The following is a 15714-nucleotide window of genomic DNA, read 5'->3' on the forward strand; positions in this document are numbered from 1 at the left end:
ATAACGAACCGCAAAGAACGCGAAGGGCGCAAAGGAAGAGAGTAAGAGTTATAAAATTTTAGATAAGGCTTGACGATAAATTTTGATGCCCTCGTCGTTTAAATGGGCGCCGTCGTTACTGCTATACTCTTGTTTTAAGGCGTTATTTTGATTCAATACTTGTAAATCTTTTGCGATAACTGGTATATTCTCTTGAGTAGCAACTTGGTTAATTAAAATATTGATTTTGTCTACTTCAGGGTTTGTAGCTGATATCGTTGGGTCTTGACTCGCTGCGTCTGTGGAGTAAAAACCAGGGATAAGAAAAATTTCTTTAGCTCCCATTTGTCGTGCTGTTGCTATTGAAGAACGCAGGTTTTTTGTAAATGTGTCATCGCTAAGTTTGTACCAAGCATCATTTCCACCAACTGCAATTGCTACCTTATGGCATTTTACCCCTGCTGGCGCCAATAACTGTAACTGTTGTGATAGGGTAATTGCGCTTAAACCGTTCAACGCGAAATTAAAATTGCCTTCACCTAGTGAGTTTCCTAGTTCCGCAGATACTGAGTCTCCAAATAAACAACCAGAAAATTGTTTATTTCGACTGGCAAATATTTGATATTGTACTTCTGCTTGCCATACGGGACTAGCACTAAGGTTATCTTGACCAGGTGTAATGTCAGCAGAGAATAAACTTTCTGCTTGAGAAGCTATTTCTAACGCTGCTGGAACATCAATAACTAGCTTATCGCTTGGATATGCTTCCAAAAAATTAACAATTCCTAAACCTTCTTTTGAGGCACTTGCTAGTACAATTGCACCACGTAACGCTTGTATTCCTGCATTGTCACGACGCGCGATACCAGCATTTATAGTGGAAAGTAACTGTTGGGCAGGTTTGGTATTAAGCGTTTTGTCTAACGCTGCAATATTTAAATACATCTTAACTTGCAGAGCATCGTAAAGCTGTTTTTGTGTCTTGGAATCAAGATAATTTAAAAAAGATTGTAAATCAGAAGACGCTTTGTGAGTTTCTGCGTACTGACGTATATCAGCAACGTTGACGGACTGTTCTAATATTCCATACCTTACCGCAATCTTAGTTGCAGCTATTGAAGCATTGCTAAATACACTTTCAACGCTAAAACATACTATGCAACTCGAAATACATAAAAGAAAGCGCTGTAGAACATTCATATAGTCAACCTTTATTTTCACAAAACCCCAAGAGAAAGCCGACTTGCTTGAGAAGTTGAGTTTACTTGTTGTTTATTCAAATCTTAGTTCAAATTTTAGATTTAAACGCTTATGCGTGTCTATTAAATTCTTGCTTTGTTAATAATTATTACACTAATATTAAGTTCTTTAACTATATTTAAAATAATATTAAGATATATTATTATTTTTTATAGTTTTATATTCGCTTGGTGTAATATTAAAGTGCTGACGAAAAACAGATGAAAATCTTGATTGACTATTAAATCCTGTACGAACCGCAATTTCAAGAATTGTTAAATCGGATTTTGCTAGTAAATGCTTGGCTAGTTCGAGGCGCCGTTGAGTAATATATTGATGTGGCGTAATTCCAAGAGATTGTTTAAATAACTCGGATGAAGTGAAAAGTACTCGTATTTGTAAAAGCTGCAATTTCTTCAACGCTTAACTGTTGTTCAGGGTTATTGTCGATAAATTCAAGAGTTTATTTTAATCTTTGTCTAGATAAGCCACCTTTATACTCTGGTATAACAACTGCTCGCACCGCATAATGTCGTAACAAATGCATTATTAAAGTATTTATAATAGATTCAATGTAAGGTGTATATATAGTTTCAATTAACTCAGACCGAAGAAGTAACCCCGCTTGATATACAAATGGGTCATTGATTTGAAACTGAGGTACTATCTCAACACGGTCTTTATCGTATAATTGTTCGCTTTGGCTCAACTATTGGACGTAACTCTTTCCAGCGTTCAAAAACTCAAGCATTCAACCTGCTCAATTCCATTACTTTTCATTTACTTTAAATGCTAAAAGTAAATAACTCGAAAAGATTACTTTTATTAGTCATATAATTTCTAGTACATACAACATATTTATGACGTTCGTATGTCATGCATATGAAGAATTTGTGTCTAAAAGTTGCATCTCATAAGATATCAATTTTTTTAGATTCAAAAGATTGACTCGTCAGGCTGCATCAATTTATGTAAAAGATTTTGATTATCACTCTATTAAAAAAATTTTAATCTTCATTTAACCAACAAAATTACAGTAATGTATTAATTTATAGCTAGAGATTCTATTGGATAATATATAGAACAATCAAATACTAAATTAATAAAGCAGAATTTAGAGGTCAAATACTATGTGCTTCTATTTTCTGAATAATTGTGCGTATTCCTAAAACCATAAACCCGGTTTGTAGGATTAAATAGATTTGTATCTTAACTCAGATTCCAGTTGATTGTGTACATTGTAATTAAAATCTTTGGAGTAATAAACAAATGGCAAATAATGATTTGAGTACATTAGACAAGAATTCTCTTACAACTAGTCTTAATAGCAGTTCTATTACAAGTACTGATTTAAATACTCTTTCTGACCAACAATCATTAACCGGAAAAAGTAGCCAAGGTCGAAATGTTCTTATCTTTGTTGCTGATGGTTTACGTCGGGGTTCAGTAAACCCAGAAGATGCTCCGACCCTTTCTAGCATTCGCTCAGAAGGAGTTGATTTTGTTAACAGTCATTCGCTGTTTCCAACTTTTACAACTCCAAATGCGTCAGCGATAGCTACCGGACATTATCTTGGTGATACAGGAGATTTTAGTAACACTATCTACACAGGGTTTCCTGTCAACAGCGCAAATGGTAGTCCGACACCCTTTATTGAAAATGATGCTGTTCTTGCAGATTTAAATGCTCAATTCCGAGGTAACTACGACACTTCTGACCCTGATACATTCAGCTTTTACAACTTCCTCAATGAAGAAACTTTACTTCAATTCGCGCGCAACAATGGATACAATACTGCTGCCGTCGGTAAACTTGGACCGACATTAATTCAAGATGTTAGTCAAGGTACTCGTGACCCAAGTACAGGTACTGTTCCACCTCCACAAACAATCATCATCGACGACTCTACAGGTAAAACAGGGGGAGTTCCTTTATCACAGGATGTTATTGGGCGCCTTGTTACTGCTGGAGTTGGCGCCACTGCTCCTGACAGAAGTAACGGAGTAACCGCAGGAACACCATTAAATAATGGTTTTTCTGGTAATAACACAACTCCTGGCACTCAAGCAGCAAACTATGTTCAACAGCAATACTTCACTGACGCGATAACCAAGGCGATTTTACCGCAGTTTGGCGCCGATTATGCTAGCAGTGATAAACCATTCGCAATGGTGTATTGGTCGCGCGACCCAGATGGAACACAACATAACCAAGGTGATAGTCTTAACAGCTTGACACCGGGAATTAACGGAGCAACTTCTAAAGCTGCAATCAAGAATGCTGATAATAACCTGGCACAAATTATTGCTGAACTCAAATCTCAGAAACTAGCTGACGGTAGCAGTCTGTACGATAACACTGATATATTTATCACTTCAGACCACGGTTTTTCTACTATAAGTAAAAGTCCAGTTGATACTCAAGGTAATGTAGTTAAAGACTATGCGTCATCACTAACTTTTTCAGGAGTGAATCCCGGATTCTTACCACCAGGTTTCGTAGCAATTGATATTGCTCATGATTTAGGATTGACGTTATATGACCCAGATACAGCTGTAACAGACAGTAGTGGCAACAAAGTTGCTTACAAAGCTGTTGACCCGACTCAAGGACAGCGACCATCTGCTGGTAACGGTTTGATTGGTGGTAGTGGTCAAATACTTGCTCAACCTGATGCAAAAGTTATTGTTGCAGCAAACGGTGGTTCAGACTTAATTTATGTTCCAGATAATAATGTTGAGACAGTTAAGAAAGTTGTAGACTTCCTCTCGAAGCAAGATTATACGAGTGGGTTGTTTGTCAATGATGATTTTGGCGCCATTCCTGGAGCATTACCTCTAAGTTCGATTAACTTGAAAGGTTCAGCACAAACACCTACTCCATCAATTGTATTGAATTTTAGGACTTTTGCGACTAATCCAAATGACCCAGTTAATTCCGAAGTCGAAATAGCTGATACTGGTTTGCAGCAAGGACAGGGAATGCATGGTAGTTTCGGACGCGGTGACACCTACAATAATATGTTGGCGATTGGTCCCGACTTCAAGAGTAACTATACCGACTTGGCGCCTGTTAGTAACGCGGATGTTGCGGTAACTTTAGCAAATATTTTAGGGTTTAATATTCCTAGCAATGGTGACTTAGTTGGTCGGGTTGCTAGCGAAGCTTTGGTTGGAAACCCTGATAACGTTGACTTTACCAAAGGTGTTCTTGCTTCTGACCCAACTGCAAATGGAACTAAGACTTACTTAAATTATCAACAAGTTGGTGATACTAAGTACTTTGATGCAGCAGGTTTTTCTGGTCGTACCGTTGGGTTAGATACAGGTGAAAAGCATGTATTAATACTTTCGATAGATGGACTACGCGCTGCAGATTTGGCTGACCCGAATTTACAAAAAGATATCCCAAATATCTTAAGGTTAGAAAATAGTGGTGTTACCTTTACCAACGCTTATACAACAGTTCCTTCGGATTCTTTCCCAGGTACTTTAGCTTATTTTACAGGTGCCACACCTAAGACGACGGGAGTTTACTATGATGATAGCTATGACCGCAATTTAAAGGCGCCTGGTAGTAATACATTAGGCACAGAAGTATTATTTGATGAAAGTATTGACAAAAATCCCGATTTGCTCAGTGGTGGTGGTGATTACGGTGTAGGTAGTATTGATGTCTCGAAACTACCAGTGGATGCACAAGGCAATCCAGTTTTTCCCCACGACTATGTTAATGTAAATACGATTTTTGATGTAGCGTCATCCGCAGGTTTATATACAGCTTACTCGGAAAAGCACTCCGGCGCCTATGATATTCTGAACGCGAAGAGTGGTAAAGCTGTTGGCGACTATTACTCACCAGAAATTGCCGCAAAAGTAGCAATAGAAGATGGTAAATTAGTTGATGCATCAACTGCTAAAGACCCAAGTAAAATTACATTCAAAGGAGTTACAAGCAGTGTAACAACAACTAAGCTTTACGACGACTTGAAAGTAAACGCAGTGAGTAACGAAATTAACGGTTTGAACTCGCTAGGTACTTCCTCTTCAGCAGTACCCGCAATATTTGGAATGAACTTCCAAGCACTAAGCGTTGCTCAAAAAGACATAAATGGTGGTATTGCTGCTGATGGTACACCGTCAGCAGAGTTAGAAGATGCGCTTAAACATACTGACGAAAGTGTTGGCAAACTTCTTGATGCTTTGAAACAACAAGGATTACTCGATTCAACTTTGGTGGTAGTGACAGCAAAACACGGACAAAACCCTCGTTTAGGTTCAGCAACACTAATTAAAGATGATACCTATACAAAAGCTTTGGAAAGTGTTGGAATTCAAGTTGCTCAAGCTACACAAGATGATGTCGCGTTACTATGGCTTGATAATCAACAACAAGCAAGTGATGCAGTTGAAGTTCTGAACATTGTAAAAAAAATAAATTCAAATTCAGGAATTGACGAAGTTTATGCAGGAGATGATTTACAAAAAGCAGGTTTTGGAAATCCGAGTGATGGACGAACACCTGATTTAATTGTTAAACTCAAACCTGGATATGTTATTGTAGGCAACCCTGCAACTTCAACCAAGCGCGCGGAACACGGTGGTTTTTCTGAAGATGATACTCATGTCGCGTTAGTTGTAGGTGGTAATGTACCTAATGATGTAAGAGGAACCAAACAAACAGACCGCGTAAATACAACTCAAATTGCCGTTACTGCCTTGAAATCATTAGGGTTAAATCCAAATGACTTACAAGGAGCAGTAGCAGAAAATACCCAAGAGTTACCAGGATTATTTACCTAATAATTTTAAATGTGGCACAGTCCTTCCGGACTGTGCAGTAATAAACACATTCTGTCCATCATACTTTAGCAATTTTTTTACACTAAAAATTTAATTACACAAACCAGCAGTATCAAGTATATTTACCATACGCCCTTCTACATATTCGTTCTTCAGATAATAACATTATTATTTTTAAATAAAAGATATTTTTTTACAACCTGCTACTATTTAATATGAATAAGTGTAAATTTGTGCGTGATTCGGGGTGCCCGCTCGTCTATGGCACAAGCACCATAGCCTCACACTTACCTTGAGTATAAAAGTATTAGTTAAAGAGATTATTTAATATTTTTATATGTTATTTAATTATATAATTAAATAGTTTAAAATTGGTAAGTTCTTATTCTCCGCCTCTTCACTCAACACGCACGCAAGTACTACTATTATTCTTGCCCTAAGATTAATTTTTAGATACGTTTTAATCGCGCGTCTATAGTCGAGTTCAATTTTTATATAGATTATTACCTAATATTTATTTGTAATCAGCTTGTAGGAAATTATCTATGTCTATCTGTTCATTATCCTGACCAGACTTGCTCTGTTGCTTCTTAATTAACCCAGTTACCCCTCCCCCAACTAACCCCAAAAGAGCAGCTGATACCCCCCAACGATTTGCCGCTTTTTCTTTAGGACTTAGTAAACCAATCATTACACCGCTTAATATTGTACTAATCGCAAAGCCTACCCCTGCAGACTTTACACTCTTCAAAAAAATATTATTTGTGGTATTTGTTGTTTCCCTCATATTTCACCTCCCAGTAAATGAGTCAGTTCGTTTCATCTGTTAGGGAAATTTCTGCAAAGGCGCCCTCCCATAGCTTTCGGTCTACTTGACTTCGTTAGCAGGAAAACTATTAATCTTGCCTTTCTTTATTGCCACAACCACGTCATAGGTGGCACAGTAGGAAAAGGTTATATCATTAGTTTTGTTGTATAGGCTTACAACCATACCTGCTCCACCAGGTTGTACTCCGATTGGTTGTAAATCGCCAAAGAAGAAGCGACGTAAGGCATCTCCACTGCCAAACTGACCTTTTTCTTTATTAAGCAGGTCTATTTTCTGCGAGAAGCTCAACCCTGTTACATCTTTCATCGACTGAGCTTGAACCTGTTGTGTATAAGGATTAATTATTTTGAACGATAGTCCAGAAACTGTAGCTACACAACCTATAGCAATAGCAATAATAGTAACTTTTTTCACCGTTAAACTCCTGAGTAATGGATTTTATGAGTTAATCATAAGTTTAGGTCTGAACCCAATTGAGAGTCACATTCCTGAAAGATAGTCTTAATACTGATTAGGGGAATAATAATCAGCTTTCTCTACAGGTAGTTCTGGAACTAGACTTAAGATCAGGTAATCGAGCAACAAAGGTTGCTGCCAATGCAGTAGAATTAGTATTTTCTTTTACCTGTATATAACGGCGCCTGGGGTGCAAATGCTTGATTTTTGGTTATACGTTCTTATTGTTAGGGGATAAACTGTACTTTAGTTAAGTTATTATTTAATCATTTGTATAGCGACAGCGATATTGTAAGTACGTACACTCAGTTATAGAAACCCGGTTTCTTTACACTAGGAGCAAGGAATCTATGGTTACAGTACAAACACTAAGTAGCTCGTTACAATCATTACAAAGCTACGGTCAATCTATCTGGCTTGATTATATTCGCCGAAACTTAATTACTAGTGGTGAATTAAAAGACATGATTGATGCGGGCGAAATTTGGGGTGTTACTTCTAATCCTGCTATTTTCCAAAAAGCAATTGCTGGTAGTACTGATTATGATTCAGCTTTGAATAACCAAGTACATGACCTTGATGCTATGTCGCTGTACGAAAAGTGGGCAATAGAAGATATTCAAGCTACAGCAGACCTTTTACTACCTGTTTATCAACGAACGAAGAAGCGCGATGGTTATGTGAGTTTGGAAGTCTCTCCTTATTTATCTAATGATACTGAGCAAACGATTGCAGAAGCTCGGCGCCTGTGGCAAGCTGTAAATCGTCCAAATTTAATGGTCAAGGTTCCTGCTACTGCTGCGGGTATTCCTGCTATCAAGACATTAATTGGCGAAGGTATCAATATTAATGTCACATTATTGTTTTTCCAAAAAACATACGAACAAGTTGCCGAAGCTTATATATCAGGTTTAGAAGCTTTTGCTGCATCTGGTGGAGATGTTAGTAATGTGGCAAGTGTAGCAAGTTTCTTTATTAGTCGTATCGATACAGCTATTGATAATTTAATTACGGCTAATGTCAAAAATACTACGTCTGAACAAAAGCGCCAGCAGCTTAAAAGTTGTTTAGGTCAGGTGGCTATTGCTAATGCTAAACTTACATACGAACGCTATCAAAGTATTTATCAATCAGAACGATGGCAGCAATTAGCACAACGCGGCGCCCAATCTCAACGTTTATTATGGGCAAGTACTGGTACTAAAAACCCTCATTATTCTGATGTTTTATATGTGGAAGAACTTATTGGAGCCGATACGGTAAATACAGTTCCACCTGTAACACTAGATGCATTTCGCGACCACGGTCAAGCAAATTCTAAATTAACTGTAGACGTGGAAGATGCGCGCGCTACTATGCAAAATTTGGAACAACTTGGTATTTCGATGCAGCAAGTAACTGATAATTTACTCAAAGAAGGAGTGGATTTATTTGTTGAAGCATTTGATTCGCTGCTGAGTACTGTTGAGAAAAAACGAGAAGCAAAATTAGGAAATGCACTCAATAAACTGAGCTATTCGCTGCCAAATGATTTAAATAATCAAGTGCAAGCTTCACTACAAGATTGGCAAGCAACAGGAAAAATTAGGCGCCTATGGGGACTTGATGCATCGCTATGGACTCTAACGGATGAAAGTAAATGGTTAGGTTGGCTAAATATTACCGATGACCAATTAGCGCATATCGACCATCTAAAACAGTTAGCGCAAGAAGTACGCAATTCAAAATTTACTCATATTCTACTACTAGGAATGGGAGGGTCTTCGCTTTGCCCAGAAGTGATGAAACTAACGTTTGGTAAAATTGATAATTATCCTGAACTGTTAGTACTTGATTCAACTGACCCAGCCCAAATTCAAGCAATCGAATCTAAAATTGATATTGCTAAGACACTGTTTATAGTCTCCAGCAAATCAGGAGGTACACTAGAACCAAATATTTTCAAGCAGTACTTCTTTGATAAAGTTGTTCATAGCCTTGGCGCCCAAGAAGCAGGTAATAGATTTATTGCCATAACTGACGCTGGCTCAAAGATGCAGCAAGTAGCAGAAAACGATAATTTCCGCCATATCTTTTTTGGTTCGCGCAGTATTGGCGGTCGCTATTCTGCACTTTCTGACTTTGGCATGGTTCCAGCCGCAGCAATGGGTGTAAACGTAGCGTCTTTCTTAGATAACGCTGAAGTGATGGTTCATTCCTGCGCGTCTTCGGTTCCTGCTAGCTTGAACCCTGGAGTTGTTTTAGGCGCAATTCTCGGTGTTTGTGCTAATAGTGGACGCGATAAAGTTACATTAATTACATCACCAGGAATTACCGACTTAGGAGCATGGCTAGAACAACTATTAGCTGAATCAACAGGTAAAGACGGAAAAGGAATCATCCCCATCGACCGTGAACCTTTAGGAAAACCCAATCTTTGTGGTGAAGACCGTTTATTTGCTTACATTCGTTTAGAAGAGGCGCCTGATTCAAATCAAGATGCTGCTGTTACTGCTTTAGAACAAGCTGGTCATCCTGTAGTAAGAATCTCTGTTAATAATATTTATCAATTAGGGCAAGAATTTTTCCGTTGGGAAATGGCAACCGCAGTAGCTGGGTCAATCATTGGAATAAATGCTTTTAACCAGCCTGATGTCGAAGCAAGTAAAATAGTGACGCGCGAACTCACTACAGAATATGAACAAACGGGAATACTTAGAACAGAAAACCCGATTACCATTGAAGCAGGTCTAGAACTGTTCACAGATGAGAAAAATGCAGTTCAACTAGCCCAAATGGTTGGTCACGACCGTTCGCTAGGTGGATATTTACGCGCTCATTTGAACCGTTTACAAGCAGGTGATTATTTTGCATTGCTTGCTTACATTGAAATGAACGAAGAAAACACCTCTCAACTACAAGCAATTCGTCAAGATATCCGAGATACAAAAAAAGTTGCAACTTGTTTAGGATTTGGACCACGCTTTCTACACTCCACTGGACAAGCATATAAAGGTGGGCCAAACAGCGGTGTTATTCTGCAAATTACCTGTGCAGATAAAATTAATCTACCTGTTCCGCAACAAAAATATAGCTTTAGTGTCGTCAAAGCAGCCCAAGCGCGCGGAGATTTTCAAGTATTAGCAGAACGTGGGCGCCGAGTTTTAAGAGTTGATTTAGGTCAAGATGTCTCTTCTGGACTAGAGATTCTAAAAAGAATCATATTAGGAACTTCCAAATAAAAACTTATCTTGTCTTGTGGAGCGGGCATCCCTGCCCGCCCTGAAGATGAGATGAAACAGCCTCGGATGCCTGTTCCACAAGAAAATAAATTCAACTAGGAGAAACAACAATGCAACTAGGAATTATTGGTTTAGGACGAATGGGTGCCAATATAGCACGGCGCCTAATGCGTCACGGTCATGACTGTGTAGTTTTTAATCGTTCGCCAGAAAAAGTTAAACAGCTAGCAGAAGAAGGCGCCAAAGCTGCTTATACATTAGATGATTTTATCGCAAAAATCGAAACACCGCGCGCAATTTGGTTAATGGTGCCTGCAGGAGAACCAACAGAGAAAATAATCGACGAACTCGTTGATAAACTTAGCGTTGGAGATATTTTTATAGATGGAGGCAATTCATATTATATAGATGATATTCGTCGTGCGAAAAAACTTAATCTAAAAGGCATTCATTATGTAGACGTTGGTACTAGTGGGGGTGTATGGGGACTAGAACGAGGCTACTGTATGATGATTGGTGGCGCCTCTGAAGTAGTAGAACATCTTGACCCAATATTTAAAGCGCTTGCTCCTGGTATTGGCACAACTCCACGTACACCTGGACGAAATCAAGTTACAAGTACTGCCGAAGAAGGTTATTTGCACTGCGGTTCTAATGGAGCAGGACACTTTGTCAAAATGGTTCATAACGGTATTGAGTATGGTCTAATGGCAGCTTACGCAGAAGGATTAAACGTTCTACACCATGCTAATATCGGCACACAAAATCGAGATGCTAATGCTGAAACGGCGCCATTACAACATCCCGAGCATTATCAGTATGACTTTAATTTAGCTGATATTGCAGAAGTTTGGCGACGTGGCAGTGTAATTTCATCATGGCTATTAGATTTAACAGCAACTGCACTTGTTTCAGAGCCAAATTTAACAAAATTTGCAGGTCATGTATCAGACTCAGGTGAGGGTCGTTGGACTATTAATGCAGCAATTGATGAAGGAGTACCCGTACCAGTTTTAAGCGCTTCACTTTACCAAAGATTTAGTTCGCGCGGGGAAGGAGATTTTTCTAATAAACTACTTTCTGCAATGCGGTTTGAATTTGGTGGACATGTAGAACTTGGCAACGGATGATAAACGGATGTAATGGATAGGTTGTTAATTACAAACAAAATCTTGTTATTTAAAATAACTCATCCTCAAACAAAATCTTGTTATTTAAAATAATCTATCCGTTACATCTGTTCTATCCGTTGCCAATATTATTCAGTTAGGTAATAAAAATGATTACAGCCATACATCCAACAAAACCAGTAAATTCAACTCGGTTAGCTGACCCTTGTGTAATGGTAATATTCGGTGCCGGAGGAGATTTAACTAAACGTTTGTTAATTCCGGCATTATATAATTTGGTGCGGAATAAGTTATTACCGGAGCAATTTGCTATTGTTGGTGTTTCACGAGATAAGTTGAGTCATGATGAGTTTCGCAGCAAATTGCGGCAAGATATTCAAGAGTTTGCAACTGTTGCTGTTGAAAGTTCTTTATGGGACTGGTTAGAGCAGCGAATTTACTATCTTGGTGGTGATTTTAATGATTCTAACCTTTATACTCAGTTACAAGCGCTGCTTACACAAGTTGACCAAGCTTACCATACTCCAGGTAATTATTTATATTATCTTGCAACGGCGCCAACGTTATTTTGTAGCATTATTTCTCAGCTAGGAAATGCTAAATTAACTCAAGAAACGAATACATTATGGCGCCGGGTTATCATTGAAAAGCCGTTTGGAAGAGATTTAGAGTCTGCTCGTAAGCTCAACAATAATATATTAGGCGTACTCAAAGAAAATCAAATTTACCGTATTGACCATTATTTGGGTAAAGAAACGGTTCAAAATATTCTTGTGTTTCGCTTTGGCAATGGGTTATTTGAACCTATTTGGAATCGTCGCTATATTGACCATGTGCAAATAACTGTTGCTGAAACTGTTGGTGTTGAATTACGAGGTGATTTTTATGACAAAACTGGCGCCGTCAGAGATATGGTGCAAAATCATTTGTTCCAGCTACTCGGAATGATTGGTATGGAAGCACCTGTATCATTTGAAGCTGACGCTGTACGTGATGAAAAATCAAAGTTACTGCGAGCAATTCAACCTTTTACACCGGAAGAAGTATTAAAAAATACGGTGAGGGGACAATACAGCGAAGGAATAGTTAATAATGCAATTGTGAAAGCTTATCGTTCTGAGCCTCGTGTTGCTTCTGATTCAAGTATCGAAACATTTGCAGCGCTGAAATTAAATATAGATAACTGGCGATGGGCAGGTGTACCATTTTATTTACGTACAGGAAAGCGTCTACCAAAACGAGTTACAGAAATAGTAATTCAATTCAAGCAAGCACCATCTTCACTATTTCGTAATTCAACTAATCCGCTTACACCTAATTTTCTCACAATTCGTATTCAGCCAAACGAAGCTATTAATTTACAGTTCGGCGCCAAAATTCCTGGTCCAACGGTGCAAATGGGCGCCGTGAAAATGGATTTTTGCTATGCAGACTACTTTGGTGCAGAGCCAACTACAGGTTATGAAACTTTATTATATGACTGTACGATTGGCGATGCGACTTTATTTCAACGAGCCGATAATGTAGAACTAGGTTGGAGCGTTGTTAATCCAATTTTAGATGTTTGGCAAGCATCTCCTTCTAAAGAATTTCCTAATTATGCAGCAGGTACATGGGGACCTGTTGCTGCTGATGAGTTGTTAGAACGTGATGGTCGTCAATGGCAAATAAGTTAATGGTAAAATATATGAATCAGAAGATTTCGCTATTATTAGCTGATGTTGATGGAACGCTTGTTACTAAAGAAAAAATCTTAACAGAGCGTGCTATCGCTGCTGTGGGTAAGCTTAAAGAAGCAGGTATTCGCTTTACAATTACCAGTGGGCGCCCACCGTTGGGAATGAAGATGATTGTCGATGGTTTAAAATTAACAGAGCCAATAGCTGCTTTTAATGGCGGGGTATATGTTAATTCTGAATCGACAATTATTGAGCAAAATGTTTTACCTCAATCAATTACATCACGTATTGTTGATTTAATTGCCGCTCATGGTCTTGATGTGTGGATTTATAAAGGTAATAATTGGTATGTACACGAACGACATGGTACACATGTAGACCGTGAAGAACGAACAGTTAAATTTTCTCCAATTGTCGTTGAAAGCTATGAATATTTGCTTGATAACGTCGTTAAAATTGTTGGTGTAAGTGATAATTTTGAAGCTGTCGCTAAGTGCGAAGCTGATGTTCAACAAGCATTTAGTAAACATGTATGTTGTGAGGTGCCTGCCAATGAAAGTGATATAGAACAGGTATCTGCCGCGCGCTCTCAACCTTATTATCTTGACGTTACACATCCGCACGCGAATAAAGGTGCAGTTGTAGATAGACTTTCAGAGTTACTATCAATACCAACAGCAGAAATTGCCACAATTGGTGATATGCCTAACGATGTGTCGATGTTTAAGCGCAGTGGATTGAGTATTGCAATGGGTAATGCTAGTGCTGAAGTGCAAAAACAAGCTCAGTATGTAACAACTTCCTATGAAGACGAAGGTTTTGCTAACGCAGTTGAACAATTTATTTTAAGTAAATTAGCAACGGTAAAGTAATGAGCTAACGTGGATTTCCAACTTTGTCCATGTTGCTCCAACCGTTTGCTGCAACACATTAGAAAGAAAAAAGTGTATTGGTTTTGCCGTCATTGCTGGCAAGAAATGCCATATCTGAACATTCAACAAAGTAAGGTGGGCAGTGCCCACCATACACTTCCATCTACATCAAATCGGAGTTTATCATATGACACAACGAGTACAGGAGATTCTCAGTTGGTATGGCAGCGACAACCCAGGAACGCTGACGAACCTCGCGCAATTACTCAATCATGGCAAACTTGCAGGTACTGGGAAACTAGTAATTTTACCTGTAGACCAAGGATTTGAGCATGGTCCGGCTCGTAGCTTTGCCCCAAACCCTGATGCTTACGACCCGCGTTATCATTTTGAGTTAGCTATCGAAGCTGGGTGTAATGCTTATGCAGCACCTTTAGGTTTTCTTGAAGCAGGAGCGCGCGAGTTTGCAGGACAAATTCCCTTAATTCTCAAAGTTAACGACCATGATGTGTTGCTCGAAGAAAAAGACCCACATCAAGCATTAACTGGAAGTGTTGAAGATGCACTGCGTTTAGGTTGTGTCGGAATTGGATTTACAATTTACCCAGGTTCTGAGCATCGACTCGAAATGTATGGACAAATTCGCGCTTATGCTGAGGAGGCAAAACGTCACGGTTTAGCTGTAATTATATGGTCGTATCCGCGCGGTTCAGGATTAAGTAAAGCTGGAGAAACTGCAATTGATGTTACCGCTTATGCTGCTCATATAGCTGCACAACTCGGCGCCCATATTATCAAAGTTAAATTACCGAGCGACCATATAGAACAGGAAGCAGGGCGTAAAGTTTACGAACAAGAAAAGATTCAAATTTCAACTTTAGAAGCAAGAGTACGCCATATTGTGCAGTGTACCTTTAATGGACGGCGAATAGTAATTTTCTCTGGTGGTGTAGTTGATAGCGACCAAGCAATACTGGAAGAAATTCGTGCAATTAATATAGGCGGTGGTTTTGGTTCAATCATTGGACGTAACTCTTTCCAGCGTTCAAAACCTCAAGCACTAAATCTGCTCAATTCTATCATCGATATTTATAGCTCAAAACCAACTTTACGGGCGCCTGTTTTAACTTGACTGTGAAAAACCTAACCCCCTATCCTTCTTGTTATGGGAAAGGGGGAGAGGTTTTAAACATTGATTTTTTTATAGTATTTAGGGTTGGTCATATGTGGATTTTTAAACTAGCGTTACGGCACCGATATGTATTAGCAGTAGATGCAGGTGTGAACATTCCCAAATTATTGATGAATAACTAGGTTTATGTAACGAACCGCAAAGTACGCAAAGAAAGAAATGATTATGGTACAAATATAGAACTAATATCAGGTTTAAAAGAAGATGAACAACTTCTTACAGATATTAACGTATCAGCTATCTTAAAATAATTAATATCTCTCTTCTTGCTTTTCTTACCTTTGCGTACTTTGCGACCTTTGCGGTTCATTACA

Annotated in this window: 11 protein-coding genes; 6 read left to right on the forward strand and 5 right to left on the reverse strand. The window is 38.7% G+C overall.

The features are described 5' to 3' along the window. Positions 1-48 precede the first annotated feature (48 nt). The 3 genes from AC2JBO_RS12495 to AC2JBO_RS12505 all read right to left on the reverse strand — a co-directional run bounded on the left by AC2JBO_RS12495 (position 49) and on the right by AC2JBO_RS12505 (position 1927). On the reverse strand, positions 49-1179 hold the full coding sequence (locus AC2JBO_RS12495) for an SGNH/GDSL hydrolase family protein (RefSeq protein ID WP_496953977.1): 1131 nt from the start codon (positions 1177-1179) through the stop codon (positions 49-51). A 189-nt stretch (positions 1180-1368) separates the two neighbouring features. Further along, positions 1369-1629 (reverse strand): helix-turn-helix transcriptional regulator, encoded by a 261-nt coding sequence (locus AC2JBO_RS12500; RefSeq protein ID WP_496953978.1) that lies wholly within the window; start codon positions 1627-1629, stop codon positions 1369-1371. 52 nt (positions 1630-1681) lie between these two features. Further along, a complete protein-coding gene (locus AC2JBO_RS12505; RefSeq protein ID WP_496953979.1) occupies positions 1682-1927 on the reverse strand; it encodes a hypothetical protein in 246 nt (81 codons plus the stop codon). A gap of 560 nt (positions 1928-2487) precedes the next feature. Between AC2JBO_RS12505 and AC2JBO_RS12510 the strand changes: the two genes are divergently transcribed. Next, positions 2488-6021: an alkaline phosphatase family protein gene (locus tag AC2JBO_RS12510; RefSeq protein ID WP_496953980.1), complete on the forward strand. Its 3534-nt coding sequence runs from the start codon at positions 2488-2490 to the stop codon at positions 6019-6021. Positions 6022-6535: 514 nt separating this feature from the next. On the opposite strand, the gene AC2JBO_RS12515 is transcribed toward AC2JBO_RS12510, so the two are convergent. Together AC2JBO_RS12515 and AC2JBO_RS12520 are read right to left on the reverse strand one after the other, a co-directional pair. Further along, positions 6536-6808 carry a hypothetical protein gene (locus tag AC2JBO_RS12515; RefSeq protein ID WP_496953981.1) on the reverse strand — a complete coding sequence of 91 codons (273 nt, stop codon included), beginning with the start codon at positions 6806-6808 and terminating at the stop codon, positions 6536-6538. Between the two features lie 81 nt (positions 6809-6889). Further along, positions 6890-7264 carry a hypothetical protein gene (locus tag AC2JBO_RS12520; RefSeq protein WP_496953982.1) on the reverse strand — a complete coding sequence of 125 codons (375 nt, stop codon included), beginning with the start codon at positions 7262-7264 and terminating at the stop codon, positions 6890-6892. Positions 7265-7656: 392 nt separating this feature from the next. Here AC2JBO_RS12520 and AC2JBO_RS12525 point away from each other — a divergent pair, with 392 nt between their 5' ends. The 5 genes from AC2JBO_RS12525 (at position 7657) to AC2JBO_RS12545 (ending at position 15340) form a co-directional block, all read left to right on the forward strand. Next, entirely contained in the window at positions 7657-10527 is a 2871-nt protein-coding gene (locus AC2JBO_RS12525; protein WP_496953983.1) for a bifunctional transaldolase/phosoglucose isomerase, read from the forward strand. A 110-nt stretch (positions 10528-10637) separates the two neighbouring features. Next, entirely contained in the window at positions 10638-11657 is a 1020-nt protein-coding gene (gnd, locus tag AC2JBO_RS12530; protein ID WP_496953984.1) for a phosphogluconate dehydrogenase (NAD(+)-dependent, decarboxylating), read from the forward strand. 149 nt (positions 11658-11806) lie between these two features. Continuing rightward, complete coding sequence (gene zwf / locus AC2JBO_RS12535; RefSeq protein ID WP_496953985.1) at positions 11807-13333, forward strand: glucose-6-phosphate dehydrogenase; 1527 nt, start codon at positions 11807-11809, stop codon at positions 13331-13333. Between the two features lie 11 nt (positions 13334-13344). After that, positions 13345-14208 (forward strand): Cof-type HAD-IIB family hydrolase, encoded by an 864-nt coding sequence (locus AC2JBO_RS12540; RefSeq protein ID WP_496953986.1) that lies wholly within the window; start codon positions 13345-13347, stop codon positions 14206-14208. Between the two features lie 187 nt (positions 14209-14395). Next, the gene (locus AC2JBO_RS12545; RefSeq protein WP_496953987.1) at positions 14396-15340 is read left to right on the forward strand and encodes a class I fructose-bisphosphate aldolase; all 945 of its coding nucleotides are present in this window, start codon (positions 14396-14398) and stop codon (positions 15338-15340) included. Positions 15341-15714: the final 374 nt, after the last annotated feature.

Source organism: Calothrix sp. CBUCES-K 9914 (assembly GCF_059640475.1).